22 protein-coding genes are annotated in these 22,652 nt (G+C 69.0%); all 22 read right to left on the bottom strand.

Going from position 1 to position 22,652, the window contains the following annotated elements; genetic code table 11:
• Nucleotides 1-53: 53 nt before the first annotated feature.
• Nucleotides 54-629: a 50S ribosomal protein L5 gene (gene rplE, locus K1Y72_RS22560; RefSeq protein WP_220168390.1), complete on the bottom strand. Its 576-nt coding sequence runs from the start codon at nt 627-629 to the stop codon at nt 54-56.
• Nucleotide 630: 1 nt separating this feature from the next.
• A complete protein-coding gene (gene rplX / locus K1Y72_RS22555; protein WP_220168389.1) occupies nt 631-939 on the bottom strand; it encodes a 50S ribosomal protein L24 in 309 nt (102 codons plus the stop codon).
• Nucleotides 939-1,307 carry a 50S ribosomal protein L14 gene (gene rplN / locus K1Y72_RS22550; protein ID WP_026414311.1) on the bottom strand — a complete coding sequence of 123 codons (369 nt, stop codon included), beginning with the start codon at nt 1,305-1,307 and terminating at the stop codon, nt 939-941. Before rplN ends, rplX begins: the two co-directional genes overlap by 1 nt.
• Before the next feature lie 110 nt (nt 1,308-1,417).
• A complete protein-coding gene (gene rpsQ / locus K1Y72_RS22545; protein WP_220168388.1) occupies nt 1,418-1,687 on the bottom strand; it encodes a 30S ribosomal protein S17 in 270 nt (89 codons plus the stop codon).
• Complete coding sequence (gene rpmC / locus K1Y72_RS22540; protein ID WP_220168387.1) at nt 1,687-1,929, bottom strand: 50S ribosomal protein L29; 243 nt, start codon at nt 1,927-1,929, stop codon at nt 1,687-1,689. Before rpmC ends, rpsQ begins: the two co-directional genes overlap by 1 nt.
• Nucleotides 1,929-2,348, bottom strand: coding sequence for a 50S ribosomal protein L16 (gene rplP / locus K1Y72_RS22535; protein WP_220168386.1), 420 nt, complete (start codon nt 2,346-2,348; stop codon nt 1,929-1,931). Before rplP ends, rpmC begins: the two co-directional genes overlap by 1 nt.
• Nucleotides 2,349-2,354: 6 nt before the next feature.
• Complete coding sequence (gene rpsC, locus K1Y72_RS22530; protein WP_220168385.1) at nt 2,355-3,230, bottom strand: 30S ribosomal protein S3; 876 nt, start codon at nt 3,228-3,230, stop codon at nt 2,355-2,357.
• Nucleotides 3,230-3,610, bottom strand: coding sequence for a 50S ribosomal protein L22 (gene rplV / locus K1Y72_RS22525; RefSeq protein ID WP_220168384.1), 381 nt, complete (start codon nt 3,608-3,610; stop codon nt 3,230-3,232). The genes rpsC and rplV overlap by 1 nt, the downstream gene beginning before the upstream one ends.
• Before the next feature lie 65 nt (nt 3,611-3,675).
• The gene (gene rpsS / locus K1Y72_RS22520) at nt 3,676-3,957 is read right to left on the bottom strand and encodes a 30S ribosomal protein S19 (protein WP_220168383.1); all 282 of its coding nucleotides are present in this window, start codon (nt 3,955-3,957) and stop codon (nt 3,676-3,678) included.
• Between the two features lie 12 nt (nt 3,958-3,969).
• A complete protein-coding gene (rplB, locus tag K1Y72_RS22515) occupies nt 3,970-4,803 on the bottom strand; it encodes a 50S ribosomal protein L2 (RefSeq protein ID WP_220168382.1) in 834 nt (277 codons plus the stop codon).
• 40 nt (nt 4,804-4,843) lie between these two features.
• Nucleotides 4,844-5,146, bottom strand: a complete 303-nt coding sequence (gene rplW, locus K1Y72_RS22510) for a 50S ribosomal protein L23 (RefSeq protein WP_220168381.1) — start codon at nt 5,144-5,146, stop codon at nt 4,844-4,846.
• Between the two features lie 12 nt (nt 5,147-5,158).
• The gene (rplD, locus tag K1Y72_RS22505; RefSeq protein ID WP_220168380.1) at nt 5,159-5,761 is read right to left on the bottom strand and encodes a 50S ribosomal protein L4; all 603 of its coding nucleotides are present in this window, start codon (nt 5,759-5,761) and stop codon (nt 5,159-5,161) included.
• Nucleotides 5,758-6,408, bottom strand: coding sequence for a 50S ribosomal protein L3 (rplC, locus tag K1Y72_RS22500; protein ID WP_220168379.1), 651 nt, complete (start codon nt 6,406-6,408; stop codon nt 5,758-5,760). Before rplC ends, rplD begins: the two co-directional genes overlap by 4 nt.
• Nucleotides 6,409-6,422: 14 nt before the next feature.
• On the bottom strand, nt 6,423-6,731 hold the full coding sequence (gene rpsJ, locus K1Y72_RS22495; RefSeq protein WP_018657599.1) for a 30S ribosomal protein S10: 309 nt from the start codon (nt 6,729-6,731) through the stop codon (nt 6,423-6,425).
• 111 nt (nt 6,732-6,842) lie between these two features.
• The gene (gene tuf, locus K1Y72_RS22490; RefSeq protein ID WP_220168378.1) at nt 6,843-8,036 is read right to left on the bottom strand and encodes an elongation factor Tu; all 1,194 of its coding nucleotides are present in this window, start codon (nt 8,034-8,036) and stop codon (nt 6,843-6,845) included.
• Nucleotides 8,037-8,120: 84 nt separating this feature from the next.
• Nucleotides 8,121-10,232 (bottom strand): elongation factor G, encoded by a 2,112-nt coding sequence (gene fusA / locus K1Y72_RS22485; RefSeq protein ID WP_220168377.1) that lies wholly within the window; start codon nt 10,230-10,232, stop codon nt 8,121-8,123.
• A 42-nt stretch (nt 10,233-10,274) separates the two neighbouring features.
• Entirely contained in the window at nt 10,275-10,745 is a 471-nt protein-coding gene (rpsG, locus tag K1Y72_RS22480; protein ID WP_021597494.1) for a 30S ribosomal protein S7, read from the bottom strand.
• A complete protein-coding gene (gene rpsL / locus K1Y72_RS22475) occupies nt 10,745-11,116 on the bottom strand; it encodes a 30S ribosomal protein S12 (protein WP_067832642.1) in 372 nt (123 codons plus the stop codon). Before rpsL ends, rpsG begins: the two co-directional genes overlap by 1 nt.
• Before the next feature lie 521 nt (nt 11,117-11,637).
• Complete coding sequence (locus K1Y72_RS22470) at nt 11,638-13,239, bottom strand: hypothetical protein (protein ID WP_220168376.1); 1,602 nt, start codon at nt 13,237-13,239, stop codon at nt 11,638-11,640.
• A gap of 327 nt (nt 13,240-13,566) precedes the next feature.
• Nucleotides 13,567-14,763 carry an MMPL family transporter gene (locus tag K1Y72_RS22465; protein ID WP_220168375.1) on the bottom strand — a complete coding sequence of 399 codons (1,197 nt, stop codon included), beginning with the start codon at nt 14,761-14,763 and terminating at the stop codon, nt 13,567-13,569.
• 159 nt (nt 14,764-14,922) lie between these two features.
• A complete protein-coding gene (locus K1Y72_RS22460; RefSeq protein ID WP_220168374.1) occupies nt 14,923-18,801 on the bottom strand; it encodes a DNA-directed RNA polymerase subunit beta' in 3,879 nt (1,292 codons plus the stop codon).
• Between the two features lie 21 nt (nt 18,802-18,822).
• On the bottom strand, nt 18,823-22,299 hold the full coding sequence (gene rpoB, locus K1Y72_RS22455) for a DNA-directed RNA polymerase subunit beta (protein ID WP_220168373.1): 3,477 nt from the start codon (nt 22,297-22,299) through the stop codon (nt 18,823-18,825).
• Nucleotides 22,300-22,652: the final 353 nt, after the last annotated feature.

Genomic DNA, 22,652 nt, shown 5'->3' with positions numbered 1-22,652 from the left:
GCTCTAGTTCTCCTTGTTGCGATCCTCGGCCCCGGAGGGCCGCCGATGGAAGCTCAGGCTTCCTTGAAGGGGAAGCCCAGGAGCTTCAGGAGCGCCCGGCCCTCGTCGTCGGTCTTGGCGGTCGTCACCACGGTGATGTCCATGCCCCGCTGGCGGTCCACCTTGTCGGGGTCCACCTCGTGGAACATGACCTGCTCGACCAGGCCGAAGGTGTAGTTGCCGTTGCCGTCGAACTGCTTCGGCGACAGGCCGCGGAAGTCGCGGATGCGCGGGAGCGCGGTCGCCAGCAGGCGGTCCAGGAACTCCCACATCCGGTCGCCGCGCAGCGTCACGTGGGCGCCGATCGGCATGCCCTCGCGCAGCTTGAACTGGGCGATGGACTTCTTGGCGCGGTTCACGGCCGGCTTCTGACCGGTGATGTTGGTCAGGTCGCGGACGGCGCCCTCGATCAGCTTGGCGTCCTTGGCCGCGTCGCCGACACCCATGTTGACCACGATCTTGGTCAGCCCGGGGATCTGCATCACGTTGGCGTAGCCGAACTGCTCGTTCATCGCCTGGCGGATCTCTTCGCGGTAGCGAAGCTTCAGCCGGGGCTGCGGAACGGGGCGCTCGGTGGCGGTCTCGGTCATCTCAGATCTCCTTGCCGGTGCGGCGCGAGATCCGGGTCTTGGAGCCGTCATCGTTCACGCGGACGCCGACGCGGACGGGCTTGCCGTCCTCGACGAGGGCCACGTTGCTGATGTGCAGGGGCGCCTCGACGGTGACCCGGCCGCTCTCCTTGCCGGCACGCTGGGCGTCGGCCTTGATGTTCTTGGTGATGAGGTTCGCGCCCTCGACGACCACCCGGTCGTTGCGCACGTCCACGCGCAGCACCTTGCCGGTGGCGCCCTTGGACTTGCCGGCGATGACGATGACCTCGTCGCCCTTCTTGATCTTCATCACAGCACCTCCGGAGCCAGCGAGATGATCCGCATGAACTTCTTCTCGCGCAGCTCGCGGCCCACCGGGCCGAAGATACGGGTGCCGCGGGGGTCGCCGCCGTCCTTGATCAGGACGGCCGCGTTCTCGTCGAAGCGGATGTAGGAGCCGTCCGGACGCCGGCGCTCCTTGCGGGTGCGCACGACGACCGCCTTGACGACGTCACCCTTCTTCACGCCGGCGCCGGGAAGGGCGTCCTTCACCGTCGCGACGATGACGTCGCCGACTCCCGCGTAGCGCCGACCCGAGCCGCCGAGAACACGGATGCAAAGGATCTCCTTCGCACCGGTGTTGTCGGCGACCTTGAGTCGCGACTCCTGCTGGATCACAACATCTCCTGTTCGTCACACCGGTTCTCCACGGAGCGACTCCGTTGAGCCTGGTGGAACCAGTTCTTCATTGACTGCGGCGCGGGGCGCCGCGCAGAACCTGCTCGGCTCTACTTGGCCTTCTCGAGGACCTCGACCACGCGCCAGCGCTTGCTGGCCGACAGCGGCCGGGTCTCCATGAGACGGACGCGGTCGCCGATGCCACACTCGTTGGCCTCGTCGTGCGCCTTGTACTTGGTGGTGCGGCGGATGACCTTGTGGTACCGGCGGTGCGTCACGCGGTCCTCGACGGACACGACCACGGTCTTGTCCATCTTGTCGCTGACCACCAGGCCCTCGAGGATCTTGCGGGTGGGCCGCTGCTCGGTCTGCTCGCTCATCAGCTCTCGTCCTTCGCGTCGTCGTCGGCGACCGTGACGATGCCGAGCGCCCGCTCGTTCATCACGGTGTAGATGCGAGCGATCTCGCGCTTGACGGTGCGCAGCCGCCCGTGGCTCTCCAGCTGGCCGGTCGCGGCCTGGAAGCGGAGGTTGAACAGCTCGACCTTCGCCTCCTTCAGCTTCTCGACCAGCACGTCCTCGGGCTCGGTCCGCAGGTCGTCGGCGGTAAGACCCTTGGCCATCAGGACTCACCCACCTCTCGCGTAACGATCTTGCACTTCATGGGCAGTTTGTGGATCGCGCGGGTGAGCGCCTCCCGAGCGACCTGCTCGTTCGGGTAGGAGATCTCGAACATCACGCGGCCCGGCTTCACGTTCGCCACCCACCACTCGACCGAGCCCTTGCCGGAGCCCATGCGGGTCTCGGCGGGCTTCTTGGTCAGCGGGCGGTCCGGGAAGATGTTGATCCAGACCTTGCCGCCACGCTTGATGTGACGGGTCATCGCGATACGCGCGGCCTCGATCTGGCGGTTCGTCACGTAGGCGGCCTCGACCGCCTGGATGCCGTACTCGCCGAACGTGACGCGGGTGCCGCCCTTGGCCTTGCCCGACCGCTTCGGGTGGTGCTGCTTGCGGTGCTTGACCTTACGAGGGATCAGCATCGGACGTCAGCTCCCCTCACCACTCGGAGCAGCCTCGGTGGCCGGGGCCTGAGCCTGGGCCGGCTGCTCGCTGCTCTGCTGCTGCTGGCGGGCGCCACCGCGCTCGCCGCCGCGGCCGCCGCCGCCACCGCGTCCACCGCGGTTGCCGCCGCCACCGCGACGCTCGCCGCCGCCGCCACCGCCGCGACGGTCACGGTCACCGCGGCCGCCGCCGGCGGCGCGCTGCTGCGCGGCCTTGGCCTCGCGCTCGGCGCGCGTCGCCGCGGCCTCGCCCTTGTAGATCCACACCTTGACGCCGATGCGGCCGAACGTCGTGCGGGCCTCGTAGAACCCGTAGTCGATGTCGGCGCGCAGCGTGTGCAGCGGGACCTGGCCCTCGCGGTAGAACTCCGACCGCGACATCTCGGCGCCGCCGAGGCGGCCGCCGCACTGGACCTTGATGCCCTTGGCGCCGGACTTCATCGCGGACTGGATCGCCTTGCGCATGGCGCGGCGGAACGCGACGCGGCTGGACAGCTGCTCGGCCACGCCCTGCGCGACGAGCTGCGCGTCGATCTCGGGGTTCTTGACCTCGAGGATGTTCAGCCGGACCTGCTTGCCGGTGAGCTTCTCCAGGTCGCCCCGGAGGCGCTCGGCCTCGGCGCCGCGGCGGCCGATGACGATGCCCGGGCGCGCGGTGTGGATGTTCACCTCGACGCGGTCGCGGGTGCGCTCGATCTCGACCTTGGAGATGCCCGCCCGATCCATGCCCTTCTGCAGCATGCGCCGGATCTGGACGTCTTCCTTGACGTAGTCCTTGTACAGCTTCTCCGCGAACCACACGGACTTGTGGTCGGTGGTGATCCCGAGCCGGAACCCGTGCGGGTTGATCTTCTGACCCACTACCGGGTCCTCCTCGTCTTCTTACCGCCGGCCGAGGCCGTGGCCTCGTCCCGCGACTCCACGACCACGGTGATGTGGCTGGTGCGCTTGTTGATGCGGTAAGCACGACCCTGGGCGCGGGGGCGGAAACGCTTGAGCGTCGGACCCTCGTCGACCCATGCGCGGCTCACCACGAGCGAGCCGGTGTCGAGCTTGAAGTTGTGCTCGGCGTTGGCGATGGCACTCGCCAGCACCTTGCCCACCGGCTCACTCGCAGCCTGGGGGGCGAACCGCAGCACCGCCTGAGCCTCCGCGGCAGGCAGGCCGCGGATGAGGTCCACCACGCGGCGGGCCTTCCTGGGCGTGACGCGGATGAACCGCGCCTGGGCCCTGGCTTCCATCGCTGTTCCCTCTCTCCTACGTTCAGCACGGCCCCGCTATTCCCTGCGGGCCGTATCTGCCTGCTCTAGCCGCGACGGCTGCGGCGGTCTTCCTTGACGTGGCTGCGGAAGGTGCGGGTCGGCGCGAACTCGCCGAGCTTGTGACCCACCATCGCGTCGGTGATGAACACCGGCACGTGCTTGCGGCCGTCGTGCACGGCGATCGTGTGACCGATCATGTCCGGCACGATCATGGAGCGCCGGGACCACGTCTTGATGACGTTCTTGGTGCCCTTCTCGTTCTGGACGTCCACCTTCTTGGCGAGGTGGTCGTCCACGAAGGGGCCCTTCTTGAGGCTACGTGGCATGACGAGCGACTCCTACCGCTTCTTCTTGCTGCGACGACGGACGATCAGCCGGTCGCTCGACTTGTTCGCCTGGCGAGTACGGCCTTCCTTCTTGCCGTTCGGGTTCACCGGGTGACGACCACCACTGGTCTTGCCCTCACCACCACCGTGCGGGTGGTCGATCGGGTTCATGGCGACACCGCGGACGGTCGGGCGCTTGCCCTTCCACCGCATGCGGCCGGCCTTGCCCCAGTTGATGTTCGACTGCTCGGCGTTGCCGACCTCGCCGACCGTCGCGCGGCAGCGGACGTCGACCATGCGCATCTCGCCGGAGGGCATGCGCAGCGTGGCGTACTTGCCCTCCTTGGCGAGGAGCTGCACGCCGGCGCCGGCCGAGCGGGCGATCTTCGCGCCGCCGCCGGGCTTCAGCTCGATGGCGTGCACGACGGTACCCGTCGGGATGTTGCGCAGCGGCAGGCAGTTGCCCGGCTTGATGTCCGAGCCCGGCCCGTTCTCGACGCGGGCGCCCTGCTTCAGGCCGTGCGGCGCGAGGATGTAGCGCTTCTCGCCGTCGGCGTAGTGCAGCAGCGCGATGCGCGCGGTGCGGTTCGGGTCGTACTCGATGTGCGCGACCTTGGCCGGCACGCCGTCCTTGTCGTGCCGACGGAAGTCGATCACGCGGTAGGCGCGCTTGTGGCCACCGCCCTGGTGCCGGGTGGTGATGCGGCCGTGGTTGTTGCGGCCGCCCTTCTTCGGGAGGGGACGCAGCAGCGACTTCTCCGGCTCGCGGCGCGTGACCTCGACGAAGTCCGCGACGCTGGAGCCGCGACGGCCCGGGGTCGTCGGCTTGTACTTACGGATGCCCATCTTATTCGTTCATCCCTTGTCTGCTCCGGTCAGCCGGGCGTCAGCCCTGGTTGCCGAAGATGTCGATCGGCGACTCGCCCTCGGCCAGGCTGACGATCGCGCGCTTGGTGTCCTTGCGCTTGCCGTAGCCGAAGCGCGTGCGCTTGCGCTTGCCGGGCCGGTTGATGGTGTTGACGTTCGCCACCTTCACCCCGAACACCGACTCGACCGCCTGCTTGATCTGGGTCTTGTTGGCGTCGGTGCGGACGAGGAAGGTGTACTTGCCCTCGTCCAGCAGCCCGTAGCTCTTCTCCGAGACGACCGGCGCGAGGATGATGTCACGGGGGTCAGCGATCCTAGCCATTACTGTCCCTCCTCACTTCTTCTTCGCGCGCGCGACGAACTCGTCGTAGGCCTTCTGCGTGAAGACCACGTCGTCGTTCACCAGCACGTCGTAGGTGTTGAGCTGGTCGGAGACGATGACGTGCACGCTGGCCTCGTTGCGCAGGCTGCGCCAGGTGACCTCGTCCTCGCGGTCCAGGACCAGCAGGACGCGGCGCGCCTCGGTGATGCCGCGCAGCGCGGCCAGCGCCGTCTTCGTCTTCGGGGTGTCGCCGTCGATCAGGCCGTCCACGACGTGCACCCGGCCGAACCGGGCGCGGTCGGACAGGGCGCCGCGGAGGGCGGCCGCCTTCATCTTCTTCGGCGTCTTCTGCGTGTAGTCCCGCGGCTGCGGGCCGTGCACGGTGCCACCGCCGGCGAACTGCGGGGCGCGGGTCGAGCCCTGGCGGGCGCGACCGGTGCCCTTCTGGCGGTAGGGCTTCTTGCCACCGCCGGACACCTCGCCCCGCGTCTTGGCGGAGTGCGTGCCCTGGCGCGCCGCGGCCTGCTGCGCCACCACGACCTGGTGGATCAGCGGCACGCTGGTCTTCGCGTCGAAGATCTCGGCGGGCAGGTCGATGTCGAGCTTGGAGGTCACTTGCCCGTCCCCTTCACTGCGTCGCGGACGAGGACGACGCCGCCGTTCGGACCGGGAACCGCGCCCTTGATCAGGAGCAGGTTCTTGTCGGTGTCGATGGCGTGCACCGTCAGGTTCTGCACGGTGGTGCGGGCGTTGCCGTGGCGGCCGGCCATGCGCAGGCCCTTGAACACGCGACCGGGGGTCGCGCAGCCGCCGATCGAGCCCGGCGAGCGGTGCTTGCGCTGGGTGCCGTGGGAGGCGCTGAGGCCCTTGAAGCCGTGGCGCTTCATGACACCGGCGGTGCCCTTGCCCTTGCTGGTGCCGGTCACGTCGATCTTCTGGCCGGCCGCGAACACCTCGACGGTGATCTCCTGGCCGAGTTCGTACCCGGTGGTGTCGTCGGCGCGGAGCTCGACCAGGTACCGGCGCGGCGTGACGCCCGCCTTGGCGAAGTGGCCGGACTCCGGCTTGTTCACCTTGCGCGGGTCGATCTGGCCGTAGCCGATCTGGACGGCGGTGTAGCCGTCGGTCTCCTGGGAGCGGAGCTGGGTGACGACACACGGCCCGGCCTGGACGACGGTCACCGGAACGATCCGGCCCTCATCGTCGAAGACCTGGGTCATGCCGAGCTTCTCGCCCAGGACGCCCTTCCTCTGCGTACTCATGTCGGATGCGTCCCTTAGAGCTTGATCTCGATGTCAACGCCGGCCGGAAGGTCGAGCCGCATCAGCGAGTCGACGGTCTTCGGCGTCGGGTCGATGATGTCGATGAGGCGCTTGTGCGTGCGCATCTCGAAGTGCTCGCGGCTGTCCTTGTACTTGTGCGGCGAGCGGATGACGCAGTACACGTTCTTCTCGGTCGGCAGCGGCACCGGGCCCGCGACCTTGGCGCCCGTCCGCGTCACCGTCTCAACGATCTTCTTCGCGGAGGTGTCGATGACCTCGTGGTCGTAGGCCTTGAGCCGGATGCGGATCTTCTGTCCCGCCATGGTGGCCTCGGTGTCCTTTGCTGGTAGTGCCGCTGTTACTGATCTGGTCTCGGAACGGGGCGGCCAAGGTGCTCGCTGGCAGTGCTTGGCCGCCCCGCCCGAGGAGGGGTGCTACTTGAGGATCTTGGTGACGCGACCCGCGCCGACCGTCCGGCCACCCTCGCGGATGGCGAACTTCAGACCGTCCTCCATGGCGATGGGCTGGATCAGCTCGACGCGCATCTCGGTGTTGTCGCCCGGCATGACCATCTCGGTGCCCTCGGGGAGGTTCACCACGCCGGTCACGTCCGTGGTCCGGAAGTAGAACTGCGGGCGGTAGTTGTTGAAGAACGGCGTGTGCCGGCCGCCCTCGTCCTTGGACAGGATGTAGACCTGCGCCTCGAACTCGGTGTGCGGGGTGTTGGTGCCCGGCTTGATGATGCACTGGCCGCGCTCGACGTCCTCGCGCTTGATGCCGCGGAGCAGGAGGCCGACGTTGTCGCCCGCCTGGCCCTGGTCGAGGAGCTTGCGGAACATCTCGACACCGGTGACCGTGGTCTTGGTCGCCGTGTCCTTGATGCCGATGATCTCGACTTCCTCGTTGACGTTGACCACGCCGCGCTCGATGCGGCCGGTCACGACGGTGCCGCGACCGGTGATCGAGAAGACGTCCTCGACCGGCATCAGGAAGGGCTTGTCGGTGTCGCGGACCGGCTCGGGGACGTTCTCGTCCACGGCGGCCATGAGCTCCAGGATGGACTGGCCCCACTTCTCGTCGCCCTGCAGCGCCTGGAAGGCGGAGACGCGGACGACCGGGACGTCGTCGCCGGGGAACTCGTACTCGGAGAGCAGCTCGCGGACCTCGAGCTCGACGAGCTCCAGGATCTCCTCGTCGTCCACCATGTCGCACTTGTTCAGCGCGACGACGATGTAGGGCACGCCGACCTGGCGGGCCAGGAGCACGTGCTCCTTGGTCTGCGGCATCGGGCCGTCGGTGGCGGCCACGACCAGGATCGCGCCGTCCATCTGGGCGGCACCGGTGATCATGTTCTTGATGTAGTCCGCGTGGCCCGGGCAGTCCACGTGGGCGTAGTGACGCGACTCGGTCTGGTACTCGACGTGCGCGATGGAGATGGTGATACCGCGCTCGCGCTCCTCCGGCGCCTTGTCGATGTCCTCGAACGGCGTGAAGGGGTTGATGTCCGGGTACGCGTCGTGCAGCACCTTGGTGATCGCCGCGGTAAGGGTGGTCTTACCGTGGTCGATGTGCCCGATGGTGCCGATGTTCACGTGCGGCTTGGTCCGCTCGAACTTGGCCTTCGCCACTGTTGCTCCTTGTTGCGATCCTCGGCCGGCGTGCCGACCGCTTCGATGTACGTCAGGTGACCTGGAAGGTCGGGCAGGCCGGCGCTACTCGCCCCGGGCCTTGGAGATGATCTCCTGCGCGACGTTCGACGGAACCTCGGCGTAGGAATCGAACTGCATCGTGAAGACGGCCCGGCCCTGCGTCTTGCTGCGCAGGTCGCCGACGTAGCCGAACATCTCCGACAGCGGGACCAGGCCCTTGACGACGCGCATGCCCGCGCGCTCGTCCATGGACTGGATCTGGCCGCGACGGCTGTTGATGTCGCCGATCACGTCGCCCATGTTCTCCTCGGGCGTGGTGACCTCGACCGCCATCATCGGCTCCAGGATGGTCGCCCCGGCCTTGCGGGCGGCCTCCTTGAAGGCCATCGACCCGGCGACCTTGAACGCCATCTCCGAGGAGTCGACCTCGTGGTAGGCGCCGTCCTGAAGGGTGACCTTGACGCCCACCATCGGGTAGCCGGCGAGGACGCCGAACTCGGCGGCCTCCTGGCAGCCGGCGTCCACCGACGGGATGTACTCCCGGGGGATGCGGCCACCGGTGACCTTGTTGACGAACTCGTAGCCGTCGTTGCCGTCGCCGAGCGGCTCCATGTCGATGATCACTCGGCCGAACTGGCCGGAGCCACCCGTCTGCTTCTTGTGGGTGTACTCGACCTTCTCGACCTTGCGGGTGATCGTCTCGCGGTAGGCCACCTGCGGCTTGCCGACGTTGGCGTCGACCTTGAACTCGCGCTTCATCCGGTCGACGAGGATCTCCAGGTGGAGTTCGCCCATGCCGGAGATCACGGTCTGGCCGGTCTCCTCGTCGGTGCGCACCTGGAAGGAGGGGTCCTCCTCGGCCAGGCGCTGGATCGCGGTGCCCAGCTTCTGCTGGTCGGCCTTGGTCTTCGGCTCGATCGCCACGTGGATGACCGGCGCCGGGAAGTTCATCGACTCGAGGACGATGGGGGACTTCTCGTCGCTCAGCGTCTCGCCCGTGGTGGTCTGCTTCAGACCCATGACGGCGACGATGTCGCCGGCGCCCACGCGCTCGATCTCCTCGCGCTTGTTGGCGTGCATCCGGTAGATCTTGCCGATCCGCTCCTTGCGCTCCTTGACGGAGTTCATGACGGTCGACCCGGACTCCAGCACGCCGGAGTAGACGCGGACGAAGGTCAGCTTGCCCAGGTGCGGGTCAGAAGCGATCTTGAACGCCAGCGCCGAGAACGGCTCGTCCTCGCTCGGCTTGCGGGTGAGCGTCTCCTCCTCGTTGCGGACGGCGTGGCCGTCGATGGCCTCGACGTCCAGCGGGGAGGGGAGGTAGCGCACGATCGCGTCGAGCAGGGGCTGCACGCCCTTGTTCTTGAACGCCGTGCCGCACAGCACCGGGTTCACCGCGGCGGCGATGGTGGCGCGGCGGATCGCCGGGTAGAGCTGCTCCACGGTGGGCTCGTTGCCCTCCAGGTACATCTCCATGATCTCGTCGTCGGCCTCGGCCAGCGTCTCGATCAGCTTGTCGCGCCACTCGCGGGCGGTGTCGGCGTGCGTCTCGGGGATGTCGACGGTGTCGTACATCTCGCCGAGCTTGGCCTCCTCGTTCCAGACCAGGGCCTTCATCGTCACGAGGTCGATGACGCCCTTGAAGTCGGCCTCGGCGCCGATCGGGAGCTGCATGACCAGCGGGGTCGCCTGGAGGCGGTCGATGATCATGTCGACGCAGCGGTGGAACTCCGCGCCGACCCGGTCCAGCTTGTTGACGAAGCAGATGCGGGGCACGTTGTACCGGTCGGCCTGGCGCCACACGGTCTCGGACTGCGGCTCCACACCGGCGACGCCGTCGAACACCGCGACCGCGCCGTCGAGCACCCGCAGCGACCGCTCCACCTCGACGGTGAAGTCGACGTGCCCGGGGGTGTCGATGATGTTGATGGTGTGCTTGACGTCGTCGACCGGCCAGGTGCAGGTGGTGGCCGCGGAGGTGATGGTGATGCCCCGCTCCTGCTCCTGCTCCATCCAGTCCATGGTCGCGGCGCCGTCGTGAACCTCGCCGATCTTGTAGCTCATCCCGGTGTAGTACAGGATGCGCTCAGTCGTCGTGGTCTTGCCAGCGTCGATATGGGCCATGATCCCGATGTTGCGGACCTTGGCCAGGTCTACACCGGTTTTGGTAGCCACTGTGTCCTCGCGTCGTCTCTCGTCGTTCGTCGATCCGCCGGGTTACCAGCGGTAGTGGGCGAAGGCCTTGTTGGACTCCGCCATCTTGTGCGTGTCCTCGCGCTTCTTGACGGATGCGCCGAGGCCGTTGCTGGCGTCGAGCAGCTCGTTCATGAGGCGCTCGGTCATGGTCTTCTCGCGGCGCTGGCGGGCGTACACCACGAGCCAGCGGAGGGCGAGGGTGGTGCTGCGCGCCGGCCGCACCTCCACCGGGACCTGGTAGGTCGCGCCACCGACGCGGCGGCTGCGGACCTCCAGGGTCGGCTTGACGTTGTCGAGCGCGCGCTTCAGCGTGACGACCGGGTCGTTGCCGGTCTTCTCGCGGGCGCCCTCGAGGGCGTCGTACACGATGGACTGCGCGATGGAGCGCTTGCCGTCCAGGAGGATCTTGTTGATCAGCGCAGTCACCAGCGGCGAGTTGTACACCGGGTCCGCGATCAGCTGGCGCTTGCCAGCGGGTCCCTTGCGCGGCATTACTTCTCCTTCTTCGCGCCGTAGCGGCTGCGCGCCTGCTTGCGGTTGCGGACACCCTGGGTGTCGAGCGAGCCGCGGATGATCTTGTACCGAACGCCCGGGAGGTCCTTCACTCGGCCGCCGCGCACGAGCACGATGCTGTGCTCCTGCAGGTTGTGTCCGACGCCGGGGATGTAGGCCGTGACCTCGATCCCGCTGGTCAGCCGGACACGAGCGACCTTGCGAAGCGCGGAGTTCGGCTTCTTGGGCGTCGTCGTGTAGACGCGCGTGCAGACACCCCGGCGCTGGGGGCTGCCCTTCAGCGCAGGCGTCTTGTTCTTGGTCACCTTGTCCTGGCGGCCCTTTCGGACCAGCTGCTGGATCGTGGGCACCGCGTCTCCGTCTTCCTCATACCGAGCCGGTAAGTCTTGTTCTGCCTGGGTTCCACCTGCGTGGGACCCGTCATCACCACCTCATGGGAGGCTGTGACCTGCCGGTTTCCCGACCTCTCCGACCCACGCGGTCGGGCGTGTCGTCCACTCGGGGAGCGACACAGACCGCCCAGCCCGCAAAAGGGCCAGATCAAGCCGGGGAGTGATTGCGGCGCCGGCCCCCTACCAGAGGGTTCGGCCAGAGCGCACGCAGAGCGGCCCGTACAGGACGGGCACAAGGAGAGAGATTACCGAGCCCTACGCCAAAGGTCAAAGCGAGCACCGCACTACCGCGCGGGCCCCCTCCGGCGCAAGCCCTGGATCACCCTCGCGGGCCATGTTCCCATGACCCGTAACGACGGAATGCCGGCGGATATTCCGTCTCGCGACGGAACACCCACCGGCATTCTCCCGTATCGGCGGGCCCCGCGGGGGGACTTCCGCAGGACGGGCCGTGGCGCGCCGTTTACATGCCGTGCCCGCTACATGAAGAGAACGGCGAGCACCACCAGGATCACCACGACCGCGACGACGATCCCGGTGATGAGGACCAGGTTCTTGCCGCCCTTCTCCTTGCCGCCCTCGCCGCCGGCGCTGTAGGCGCCGCCGTACTGCTGGGGCTGCTGCCCGTACGGGCCCTGCTGGCCCTGGCCGTAGTGCTGCTGGTCGCCCTGCTGCCCGTAGCCCTGCTGCTGGCCGTACTGCTGCTGGCCGTGCTGGCCCTGCTGGCCGTAGGGGTTCTGGCCCTGCTGGTCCTGGCCGCCGTACTGCTGCTGCCCGTAACCCTGCTGGGCCTGGCCGTACTGCTGCTGCTGGTCGCCCTGCTGGCCGAAGCCCTGCTGCCCGTACGGCTGCTGGCCGTACTGCTGCTGGCCCTGACCCTGCTGGCCGTACTGCTCCTGCTGGCCGTAGGGGTTCTGGCCCTGCTGCCCGTACGGGTTCTGCGCCTGCTGGTCGGGGGCCTGCCACTGCTGCTGGCCGACGTCCAGGCGCGTCTGGTCGCCCTGGACGCCCTGCGCGGAGTGCTTGCCCTGGGCCTGGGCCGACGGGTCGAACGCCTGCGTCGGCTGCGCGTCCTCGGCCTGCGGCACGGCGCCGCCGAACGCGGGCGGGTCCTGCGACCGGTAGCCGCCGGCCTCGGACTGCGAGACCGTGACGGTGCGCTCGTGGTCGCCGCCCTGGTCCTGCGCCGGGGTCGACCACGGTTCGGGCGTCTCGGGCGGGTTCGGCGCCTGCCAGGGCTCGGGCTGCTTGCGCTCGGGCCCGGAGGCGACCGGCACGTCCGTGCCGGGCGACCAGTGCAGCGTCGCCTGGTCGTCCACGGCCGGGCGCGGCTTCTCCTCCTGGCCGGGACCGGGGACGATCATCGTGCGCTCGTTGTTGCCGGCGTCACCCGCCGGCGGCTGCTGCCCGTAGGACGGCTGCTGCTCGGGCTGCTGCCCGTACGGCTGCTCGGGCTGCCCGTACTGCTGCCGGCCCTGCTGGGCCTGGCCGTACTGCTGCTGGTCGCCCTGCTGCCCGTAGGGCGAGGGCGGGACCTGGCCGTAGCCGGGCTGGTCGTAGGGACTCTGCTGCCCGTAACCCTGCTGCCCGTACTGCTGCTGCTGCTCGTAGGGCTGCTGCCCGTACTGCTGCTGCGGAGGCTGCTGGCCGTACTGCTGCTGCCCGTAACCCTGCTGGCCGTACTGCTCCTGCTGGGGAGCGTGCTGCCCCTGCTGCTCGTACGGCTGCTGCGGGTAGGGCGGCGCGGCGGGCTGCTCCTGGCCGAGCGAGCCGATCGGCTGCTCGATCATCGTCGGCGGGGCGGCCGGCGGCGCGGGCCGCTCCTCCGGCTGCTGCGACGGCTGCGTCTGCTGCCAGGGCTGCTGCTCGCCCTGCCCGCCGGACCGCTCCTCCTGCTGCGGGGGCGCGGGCGGCTGCTGGCCGGGCCGGCCGCCGAGCTGCGGCGCGCCGAACACCACCGTGCGGTCGCCCAGGGGGCGACCGGGCGGCTGCTGCCCGCGCTCCTCGGCGGGCGCGTCCTTGGCGCCGTCGTCATCGGGCGACGGCCACTGCGGACCCTGCGCGCCGTCATTCTCGGTCATCGTGGGCTCCTTCGACGCCGTCGTCCCGGACATCGGGCGTCCAGGCCTTCTCCCGTTCACCCGGAAGCGTGCGGCGTGTCACACGTCCTCCGGGCCGTACCGCCGATCCTCCCCCGAAACGGCGTGGCCATCCCAGTGGAGTTCCGGGCTCCAGCCTGCCCCGATCGGACTCGGTATCGCAAATCACCTCTTCTGTAGACGCCCGGTCCCGGCACCGGGTTCCGGCGGCCCTCCGAGGCGCGGGAACCGGTACGGCGGTAAGGACCCAGCGACCGCGCCGCACCCCCGTCACCGGTCACGCACCGTGACGAGTCTCACCGGGCCGGGTCAGGAGTACAGGTAGCATTCCGCCTCGGCGCGCGCCCGCGCCATCCCGGCCCGGACGGCCTTGTCCGCGCACGTCTTCTCCTTGGCGGACAGGCCGAGCGTCCCGCACAGCGTCACGCCGCCGTAGGCGCGGCAGGCCAGTTCCGCGTCCGCCTTGCCGACGCGGTACTTCTTCCCCACCGCGTCCCGGCACGCCCGCGGCTTCTCGGCGTACCGGCACTGTCCCGCCAGCGTCCGGTACTGCTCCTGGCTCACCTGCGCCTTGCCCGGCCCCGGGGCCGCCGCCCACGCGACCCCGCCCACCACCACCGCGACGACGGCGGCCACTCCGATCAGTACGGCTTTCCGCATGTCAGCCCCCTTCCTCCACCCTAGGTCGTCAGCGGCCGGGGCGGGAGAGGAAGCCGCGGCGAGCTCGACGACGGCCCGCCGGTCGAGGGCGCCGCCCGCCCGGTCCCGCTCCTCGCGGGCCCGCTTGAGGTAGAAGAGCGTGTAGTCGACGCCGACCGCCATGCCGATCAGCAGGATGACGTTGGCGCCGACCCCGGAGTCCGGCACCAGGTGCGAGGCGAGCATCGACAGCCCGATCGCCGCCGCGATCGAGGTCGCCGCGAGCAGCACCGGCACGAGCAGCAGCACGAGCAGCGTGACCGGCAGCGCGATCATCTCGGTGCGCGACAGGTCCGCGCCGCGCCGGCCCTGGACGTCCTTGCTGCTGGACGGGCTGCCCGACTCGTCGATCCGCAGGTCCGGATGGGCTCCGGCGACGGCGGCGGTCCGCGCGAGCACCGGCTCGACGTGCTTCTTCCCGTCGAGCTCGGGCCCCCGCAGCGTCACGTCCACCCGCAGCGACCGGCCGTCGGCGGACCGCGCCGGCGGGGCGACCGACTCGACCTCCGGCAGGCCCTTCATCCGGGCGGTCACCTCGCGCGCGGCCGCCTCGGCCGCGGCCCGCCGGCCCGCGTCCGGCGCGGTGATGAGGACGCGTTCGAACGGCTTGCGTTGCAGCCCTCCCTGCTCGGCCATCGCCTCGGCGCGGCCCGCCTCGCCGACGCGGTAGTCGGCCGACGTGGCGGCGTGGCCGCCGGCGGAGACGCCTGCGCCGAGGCACACGAACACGAACAGGAACCAGGCGGCGATCGCGCGCCAGGGGTGACGGGCGCTCCACCGCGCCATCCGTACAGGGAGGTTCGTCATGCCCTCCATGCCGGTCGGAGCGCCCTCCCCCGCATGAGCCCCGAACGGCTGAACCCGCCGTCCACCGACCGGTGGACACCGGCCCCGCGGCGCCGGGCGGGAACGGGAAGGGCCCCCGCCGACGCGATGTCGGCGGGGGCCCTCCTCAGACCTCGGTGACTACCGGTTGTACTGGCCGAAGTCGTACTCCTCCAGCGGCACGGCCTCGCCCGAGCCCTGCCCGAAGGCGTACTCGGCGCCGTCGTCGTAGGAGCCGACGGAGTACACCGCCGCCTTGGCCTCCTCGGTCGGCTCGACCCGGACGTTGCGGTACTGGGGCATGCCCGTACCGGCCGGGATGAGCTTGCCCAGGATGACGTTCTCCTTGAGGCCGAGCAGCGGGTCGCTCTTGGCGTGCATCGCGGCCTCGGTGAGGACGCGGGTCGTCTCCTGGAAGGAGGCGGCCGACAGCCACGACTCGGTCGCCAGGGACGCCTTGGTGATGCCCATGAGCACCGGGCGGCCCGCCGCCGGGACGCCGCCCTCGGCGACGACCGAGCGGTTGCGCTCCTCGAAGATCGGACGCTCGATCAGGTCGCCCGGGAGCAGGTCGGTGTCGCCCGACTCCAGGATGTTCACCCGCTTGAGCATCTGCCGCACGATGATCTCGATGTGCTTGTCGTGGATGGACACGCCCTGCGACCGGTACACCTCTTGGACCTCGTGCACCAGGTGCAGCTGCACCGCGCGCGGGCCGAGGATGCGCAGCACCTCGTGCGGGTTCTGCGCACCGACGATCAGCTGCTGGCCGACGTCGACGTGGGCGCCCTCGCGGACACCGTCCATCAGGCGCGAGCGCATCGGCACCTGGTAGGCGATCTCCTCCGAGCCGTCGTCCGGGACGATGACGACCTTGCGGGTCTTCTCCGTCTCGTCGATCTTGACCCGGCCGGCGACCTCGGAGATCGGGGCCACGCCCTTGGGGATGCGGGCCTCGAACAGCTCCTGGACGCGCGGCAGGCCGTGCGTGATGTCGCCGCCCGCCACACCGCCGGTGTGGAAGGTGCGCATCGTCAGCTGGGTGCCGGGCTCGCCGATCGACTGGGCCGCGATGATGCCGACGGCCTCGCCGACGTCCACCCGCTTGCCGGTGGCGAGCGAGCGGCCGTAGCAGGCGGCGCAGACGCCGACCTTGGCCTCGCAGACCAGCGCGGACCGGGTCCGCACCGACTCCACGCCGGCCTCGACCAGCCGGGTCACGACCGCGTCGGACAGGTCGGTGTCGGCCGGGAAGATGACCGTCCCGTCGACCACGACGTCCTCGGCGATGGTGCGGCCGATCAGCGCGGTCTCGGTGGTGGCCAGCTTGACCAGCGTGCCGTCCGGCTCGGTCTCGGCGACCGCGAACGGGATGGTGCGGTCGGTGCCGCAGTCCTCCTCGCGGACGATGACGTCCTGCGCCACGTCCACCAGGCGCCGGGTCAGGTAGCCCGAGTCGGCGGTGCGGAGCGCGGTGTCGGCGAGGCCCTTGCGGGCGCCGTGGGTGGAGATGAAGTACTCGACGACCGACAGGCCCTCGCGGAACGAGGACTTGATCGGGCGCGGGATCGTCTCGCCCTTGGGGTTGGACACCAGGCCGCGCATGCCGGCGATCTGGCGGAGCTGCAGCGGGTTGCCGCGGGCACCCGACTGGATCATCATCCAGATCGGGTTCTCCTTGGCGAACGCCTGCTCCATGTCGACCGCGACCTTGGCCGTGGCCTCGTTCCAGATCCCGATGAGCTCCTGCTTGCGCTCGTCGTCGGTGATCAGACCGCGGTTGAACTCGCGCTGCACCTTGTCGGCGCGGGCCTCGTAGGACGACAGGATCTCCGCCTTGTTCGGCGGGGTGATCACGTCGTCGATCGAGATGGTCACGCCGGACCGGGTGGCCCAGTGGAAGCCGGTGCTCTTCAGCGCGTCCAGCGCGTTGGCGACCTCGACCTTAGGGTAGGTCTCGGCCAGCTCGTTGACGATCGCCGAGAGCTGCTTCTTGCCGATCTCGGCGTTCACGAACGGGAAGTCCGCCGGCAGCGCCTCGTTGAACAGGGCGCGGCCGAGCGTGGTCTCCAGCCGGTAGGGCTGGCCCGGCTCGTAGCCTTCGGGCGCCGTCCACGCCCGCGGCGGCGGGACGTCCTTCAGCCGGAGCTGGACGGTGGCCTGCAGCGACAGCTCGTCGCGGTCGTAGGCCATGATCGCCTCGGAGATCGAGCCGAACGCGCGGCCCTCGCCCGGGGCGCCGTCCTGCTGCGTGGTCAGCCAGTAGAGGCCGATCACCATGTCCTGGGTGGGCATGGTGACGGGCTTGCCGTCCGACGGCTTCAGGATGTTGTTCGTGGACAGCATCAGGATCCGCGCCTCGGCCTGCGCCTCGGCCGACAGCGGCAGGTGCACCGCCATCTGGTCGCCGTCGAAGTCGGCGTTGAACGCCGTGCAGACGAGCGGGTGGATCTGGATGGCCTTGCCCTCGACCAGCTGCGGCTCGAACGCCTGGATGCCGAGGCGGTGCAGCGTCGGCGCGCGGTTCAGCAGCACCGGGTGCTCGGTGATGACCTCTTCCAGCACGTCCCAGACGACGGGGCGCGCGCGCTCGACCATCCGCTTGGCGGACTTGATGTTCTGCGCGTGGTTGAGGTCGACCAGCCGCTTCATGACGAACGGCTTGAACAGCTCCAGCGCCATCTGCTTCGGCAGGCCGCACTGGTGCAGCTTCAGCTGCGGGCCGACGACGATGACCGAGCGGCCCGAGTAGTCGACGCGCTTGCCCAGCAGGTTCTGGCGGAACCGGCCCTGCTTGCCCTTCAGCATGTCGCTGAGGGACTTCAGGGGGCGGTTGCCCGGACCGGTGACCGGACGGCCGCGGCGGCCGTTGTCGAACAGCGCGTCGACGGCCTCCTGCAGCATCCGCTTCTCGTTGTTGACGATGATCTCGGGCGCGCCGAGGTCGAGCAGCCGCTTGAGCCGGTTGTTGCGGTTGATCACGCGGCGGTACAGGTCGTTCAGGTCGGAGGTCGCGAAGCGGCCGCCGTCCAGCTGCACCATCGGACGCAGGTCCGGCGGGATCACCGGGATGCAGTCCAGCACCATGCCGAGCGGGCTGTTGGTGGTGTTGAGGAACGCCGACACGACCTTCAGCCGCTTGAGGGCGCGGGCCTTCTTCTGACCCTTGCCGGTGCGGATGATCTCGCGCAGCTTCTCGGCCTCGGCGTCGAGGTCGAAGTTCTTCAGGCGGGCCTGGATCGCCGCGGCGCCCATGCCCCCCTCGAAGTACTTGCCGTAGCGGTCGCGCATCTCGCGGTAGAGCAGCTCGTCGCCCTCCAGGTCCTGGACCTTGAGGTTCTTGAACCGGCTCCACACCTCGTCGAGGCGGTCGATCTCGCGCTGCGCGCGGTCGCGCAGCTGCTTCATCTCCCGCTCGGCGCCGTCGCGGACCTTGCGCTTCTGGTCGGCCTTGGCGCCGGCCTCCTCCAGCTCGGCGAGGTCGCCCTCCAGCTTCTGCTGGCGCGCCTCGATCTGCGCGTCGCGGGCCTGCTCGATCTGCTGGCGCTCCACGGAGATGTGGGCCTCCAGCGTCGGCAGGTCGCGGTCGCGCCGCTCGGCGTCCACGCTGGTGATCATGTAGGCCGCGAAGTAGATGATCTTCTCGAGATCCTTCGGGGCCAGGTCCAGCAGGTACCCCAGGCGCGAGGGGACGCCCTTGAAGTACCAGATGTGGGTGACCGGCGCGGCGAGCTCGATGTGGCCCATCCGCTCGCGCCGCACCTTGGCGCGGGTGACCTCCACGCCGCAGCGCTCGCAGATGATGCCCTTGAAGCGGACGCGCTTGTACTTACCGCAGTAGCACTCCCAGTCCCGGGTGGGACCGAAGATCTTCTCGCAGAACAGGCCGTCCTTCTCGGGCTTCAGCGTCCGGTAGTTGATGGTCTCGGGCTTCTTGACCTCGCCGTGCGACCACTGCCGGATGTCGTCCGCCGTCGCGAGGCCGATCCGCAGCTCATCGAAGAAGTTTACGTCGAGCACTTGTGCATATCCCCTTTTGGATCAGACCTCGTCGACGCTCATCGCGCCCTCGTTGGGGCGCCGGGACAGGTCGATGCCGAGTTCCTCAGCCGCGCGGAAGACGTCCTCGTCGGTGTCGCGCATCTCGATGGACATGCCGTCGCTGGAGAGCACCTCGACGTTGAGGCAGAGCGACTGCATCTCCTTGATGAGCACCTTGAACGACTCCGGAATGCCCGGCTCCGGGATGTTCTCGCCCTTGACGATGGCCTCGTAGACCTTCACGCGGCCGAGCACGTCGTCGGACTTGATGGTCAGCAGCTCCTGGAGCGCGTAGGCGGCGCCGTACGCCTCCAGCGCCCACACCTCCATCTCACCGAAGCGCTGGCCGCCGAACTGGGCCTTACCGCCGAGCGGCTGCTGGGTGATCATGGAGTACGGGCCGGTCGAGCGCGCGTGGATCTTGTCGTCGACCAGGTGGAGCAGCTTGAGGATGTAGGTGTAGCCGACCGAGATCGGGTCCCGGTACGGCTCGCCGGTGCGGCCGTCGAACAGCCGCGCCTTGCCGCCCGGACCCACCATGCGCTGGCCGTCGCGGTTCGGCAGGGTGGACTCGATGAGGCCGGTGACGTCGTCCTGGTGGGCGCCGTCGAACACCGGGGTGGCGGTGCGGGTCCAGGGCTCGGCCTTGTCCGCGCCGATCGCCTTCAGCTGCCGCTTCCAGTCGGCGTCGTCGCCCTCGACCTCCCAGCCGCGGCTGGCGACCCAGCCGAGGTGGGACTCCAGGATCTGGCCGATGTTCATGCGGCCGGGGACGCCGAGCGGGTTCAGCACGATGTCGACCGGGGTGCCGTCCTCCAGGAAGGGCATGTCCTCGGCGGGCATGACCTTGGAGATGACGCCCTTGTTGCCGTGCCGGCCGGCCAGCTTGTCACCGTCGGTGATCTTGCGCTTCTGGGCCACGTAGACGCGGACCAGCTCGTTGACGCCGGGCGGCAGCTCGTCGCCCTCGTCGCGGGAGAACACCCGGACACCGATGATCTTGCCCTGCTCGCCGTGCGGCACCTTCAGCGAGGTGTCGCGGACCTCGCGCGCCTTCTCACCGAAGATCGCGCGCAGCAGCCGCTCCTCGGGGGTGAGCTCGGTCTCGCCCTTCGGCGTGACCTTGCCGACCAGGATGTCGCCGGGGACGACGTCGGCGCCGATGCGGATGATGCCGCGCTCGTCGAGGTCGGCGAGGACCTCCTCGGAGACGTTCGGGATGTCCCGGGTGATCTCCTCGGGGCCGAGCTTGGTGTCGCGGGCGTCGACCTCGTGCTCCTCGATGTGGATCGAGGACAGCACGTCGTCCTGCACGAGGCGCTGCGACAGGATGATCGCGTCCTCGTAGTTGTGGCCCTCCCACGGCATGTAGGCGACCAGCAGGTTCTTGCCGAGCGCCATCTCGCCCTGGTCGGTGCAGGGGCCGTCGGCGACGACCTGCCCGATCTCGACGCGCTGGCCCTCGGCCACGATCGGCTTCTGGTTGAAGCTGGTGCCCTGGTTGGACCGCTTGAACTTGGCGACCCGGTAGGTGGTCCGGGTGGCGTCGTCGTTCATGACGGTCACGTAGTCGGCGGAGACCTCCTCGACCACGCCCGCCTTCTCGGCGACGATGACGTCGCCGGCGTCGACGGCCGCGCGGTACTCCATGCCGGTCCCGACGAGCGGGGCCTCGCTGCGCAGCAGCGGCACCGACTGGCGCTGCATGTTGGAGCCCATGAGCGCGCGGTTGGCGTCGTCGTGCTCCAGGAAGGGGATCATCGCGGTGGCGACCGAGGTCATCTGCCGCGCCGAGACGTCCATGTACTGGACCTCGTTCGGCGGGATCAGCTCGACCTCGCCGCCCTTCTTGCGGACCAGGATCTTGGACTCGGTGAACGAGCCGTCGTCGTCGAGCAGGGAGTTGGCCTGCGCGATGACGAAGCGGTCCTCCTCGTCGGCGGTGAGGTAGTCGATCTGCTCGGTGACCCGGCCGCCCTCGACCTTGCGGTAGGGGGTCTCCACGAACCCGAACGGGTTCACCCGGCCGAACGCCGCGAGCGAGCCGATGAGGCCGATGTTCGGGCCCTCCGGGGTCTCGATCGGGCACATGCGGCCGTAGTGCGACGGGTGGACGTCGCGGACCTCCATGCCGGCGCGCTCGCGGGACAGACCGCCGGGGCCGAGCGCGGACAGGCGCCGCTTGTGCGTCAGGCCGGCCAGGGGGTTGGTCTGGTCCATGAACTGCGAGAGCTGGCTGGTGCCGAAGAACTCCTTGATGGAGGCGACGACCGGCCGGATGTTGATCAGGGTCTGCGGCGTGATCGCCTCGACGTCCTGGGTGGTCATCCGCTCGCGCACGACGCGCTCCATCCGGGCCAGGCCGAGACGGACCTGGTTCTGGATGAGCTCGCCGACGGTGCGCAGGCGCCGGTTGCCGAAGTGGTCGATGTCGTCGACCTCGATCGGCACGGCGACCGCCCCGAGGGTGGCCTCCTCCTCGCCGGCGTGCAGCCGGACGAGGTACTCGATCGTGGCGACGATGTCGTCCTCGGTCATGGTGCCCTGGTTGGTCTCCAGGTCCAGCCCGAGCTTCTTGTTCACCTTGTAGCGGCCGACCTTCGCGAGGTCGTAGCGCTTGGGGTTGAAGTAGAGGTTCTCGAGCAGGGTCTGCGCCGACTCCTTGGTCGGCGGCTCGCCCGGACGCAGCTTGCGGTAGATGTCCAGCAGCGCGTCGTCCTGGCCGGAGGTGTGGTCCTTCTCCAGGGTGATGTTGATCGACTCGTAGGAGCCGAAGCGCTCGCGGATCCGCGCCTCGTCCCAGCCGAGCGCCTTCAGCAGCACGGTGACGGGCTGCTTGCGCTTGCGGTCGATGCGGACGCCGACGTTGTCGCGCTTGTCGATCTCGAACTCGAGCCAGGCGCCGCGGCTCGGGATCACGCGGCAGCCGTAGATGTCCTTGTCGGACGCCTTGTCCAGCGAGCGGTCGAAGTAGACGCCCGGGGAGCGGACGAGCTGCGACACGACGACGCGCTCGGTGCCGTTGATGATGAAGGTGCCCTTGGAGGTCATGAGCGGGAAGTCGCCCATGAAGACCGTCTGGCTCTTGATCTCACCGGTGGTGTTGTTGATGAACTCCGCCGTGACGAACATCGGGGCGGAGTAGGTCATGTCCTTGTCCTTGCACTCCTCGACGGAGTACTTGGGCGGCTCGAACCGGTGGTCCCGGAAGGACAGCGACATGGTCCCGGAGAAGTCCTCGATGGGACTGATCTCTTCGAAAATCTCTTCGAGGCCCGACTGGGTCGGGACGCTCTTACTTCCGGCCTTCTGGGCCGCCTCGACCCGGGCCTTCCACTTCTCGTTGCCCAGCAGCCAGTCGAAGGAGTTGGTCTGCAGAGCAAGGAGGTCCGGGACTTCGAGCGGCTCCTTGATGCGCGCGAAGGAGACGCGGTTCGGACCGAATGCGGTATTCGAGGCGTTGCGCGAGGCTGCCAAGAGTGGTCCTTCCGAGGGCTCGCGGCGTAACTGACGACACGCACGCCAGACGATCCACGTCCAAGACCCGCGGAAACGACCCCAAAACGGGCCTGGGCAGGAGTGCTCTCACACGTGGATAGTCAGAGGGCAGCGCAAAGGGGCAGTGTAGCCGACCGCCACACCGCTCGCAACTCCAGCGCCGCTGTATGCATCACGTTGCCTTGGAGCATCGCCCCTCATCGCCGTGGAGTCAAGAGCGGACATGGACTTTCCGGGCTCTGACCTGCAGTGAGGAAGCCCATAGTTTAGGGTGCGCCGGACCCCGCCGGAAACCGGGCCCCGACGCCGCGAGCGGCCGCCCCCGATCGGAG

Source organism: Actinomadura parmotrematis, assembly GCF_019458805.1.
Taxonomy (GTDB): Bacteria; Actinomycetota; Actinomycetes; order Streptosporangiales; family Streptosporangiaceae; genus Spirillospora; species Spirillospora parmotrematis.
This window is presented reverse-complemented; position numbering and strand designations above follow the sequence as displayed.

Excerpts from the sequence above, each read along its gene's own strand:
- rplV (WP_220168384.1), bottom strand. The coding sequence starts at position 3,610 with ATGGAAGCCAGGGCCCAGGCGCGGTTCATCCGCGTCACGCCCAGGAAG.
- rplC (WP_220168379.1), bottom strand. The coding sequence starts at position 6,408 with ATGAGTACGCAGAGGAAGGGCGTCCTGGGCGAGAAGCTCGGCATGACC.
- K1Y72_RS22465 (WP_220168375.1), bottom strand. The coding sequence starts at position 14,763 with ATGACGAACCTCCCTGTACGGATGGCGCGGTGGAGCGCCCGTCACCCC.
- rpsJ (WP_018657599.1), bottom strand. The coding sequence starts at position 6,731 with ATGGCGGGACAGAAGATCCGCATCCGGCTCAAGGCCTACGACCACGAG.
- rplP (WP_220168386.1), bottom strand. The coding sequence starts at position 2,348 with ATGCTGATCCCTCGTAAGGTCAAGCACCGCAAGCAGCACCACCCGAAG.
- rplW (WP_220168381.1), bottom strand. The coding sequence starts at position 5,146 with ATGGCTAGGATCGCTGACCCCCGTGACATCATCCTCGCGCCGGTCGTC.
- rpsG (WP_021597494.1), bottom strand. The coding sequence starts at position 10,745 with ATGCCGCGCAAGGGACCCGCTGGCAAGCGCCAGCTGATCGCGGACCCG.
- K1Y72_RS22470 (WP_220168376.1), bottom strand. The coding sequence starts at position 13,239 with ATGACCGAGAATGACGGCGCGCAGGGTCCGCAGTGGCCGTCGCCCGAT.
- rpmC (WP_220168387.1), bottom strand. The coding sequence starts at position 1,929 with ATGGCCAAGGGTCTTACCGCCGACGACCTGCGGACCGAGCCCGAGGAC.
- rpsS (WP_220168383.1), bottom strand. The coding sequence starts at position 3,957 with ATGCCACGTAGCCTCAAGAAGGGCCCCTTCGTGGACGACCACCTCGCC.
- rplE (WP_220168390.1), bottom strand. The coding sequence starts at position 629 with ATGACCGAGACCGCCACCGAGCGCCCCGTTCCGCAGCCCCGGCTGAAG.
- rplX (WP_220168389.1), bottom strand. The coding sequence starts at position 939 with ATGAAGATCAAGAAGGGCGACGAGGTCATCGTCATCGCCGGCAAGTCC.
- rplB (WP_220168382.1), bottom strand. The coding sequence starts at position 4,803 with ATGGGCATCCGTAAGTACAAGCCGACGACCCCGGGCCGTCGCGGCTCC.
- rpsQ (WP_220168388.1), bottom strand. The coding sequence starts at position 1,687 with ATGAGCGAGCAGACCGAGCAGCGGCCCACCCGCAAGATCCTCGAGGGC.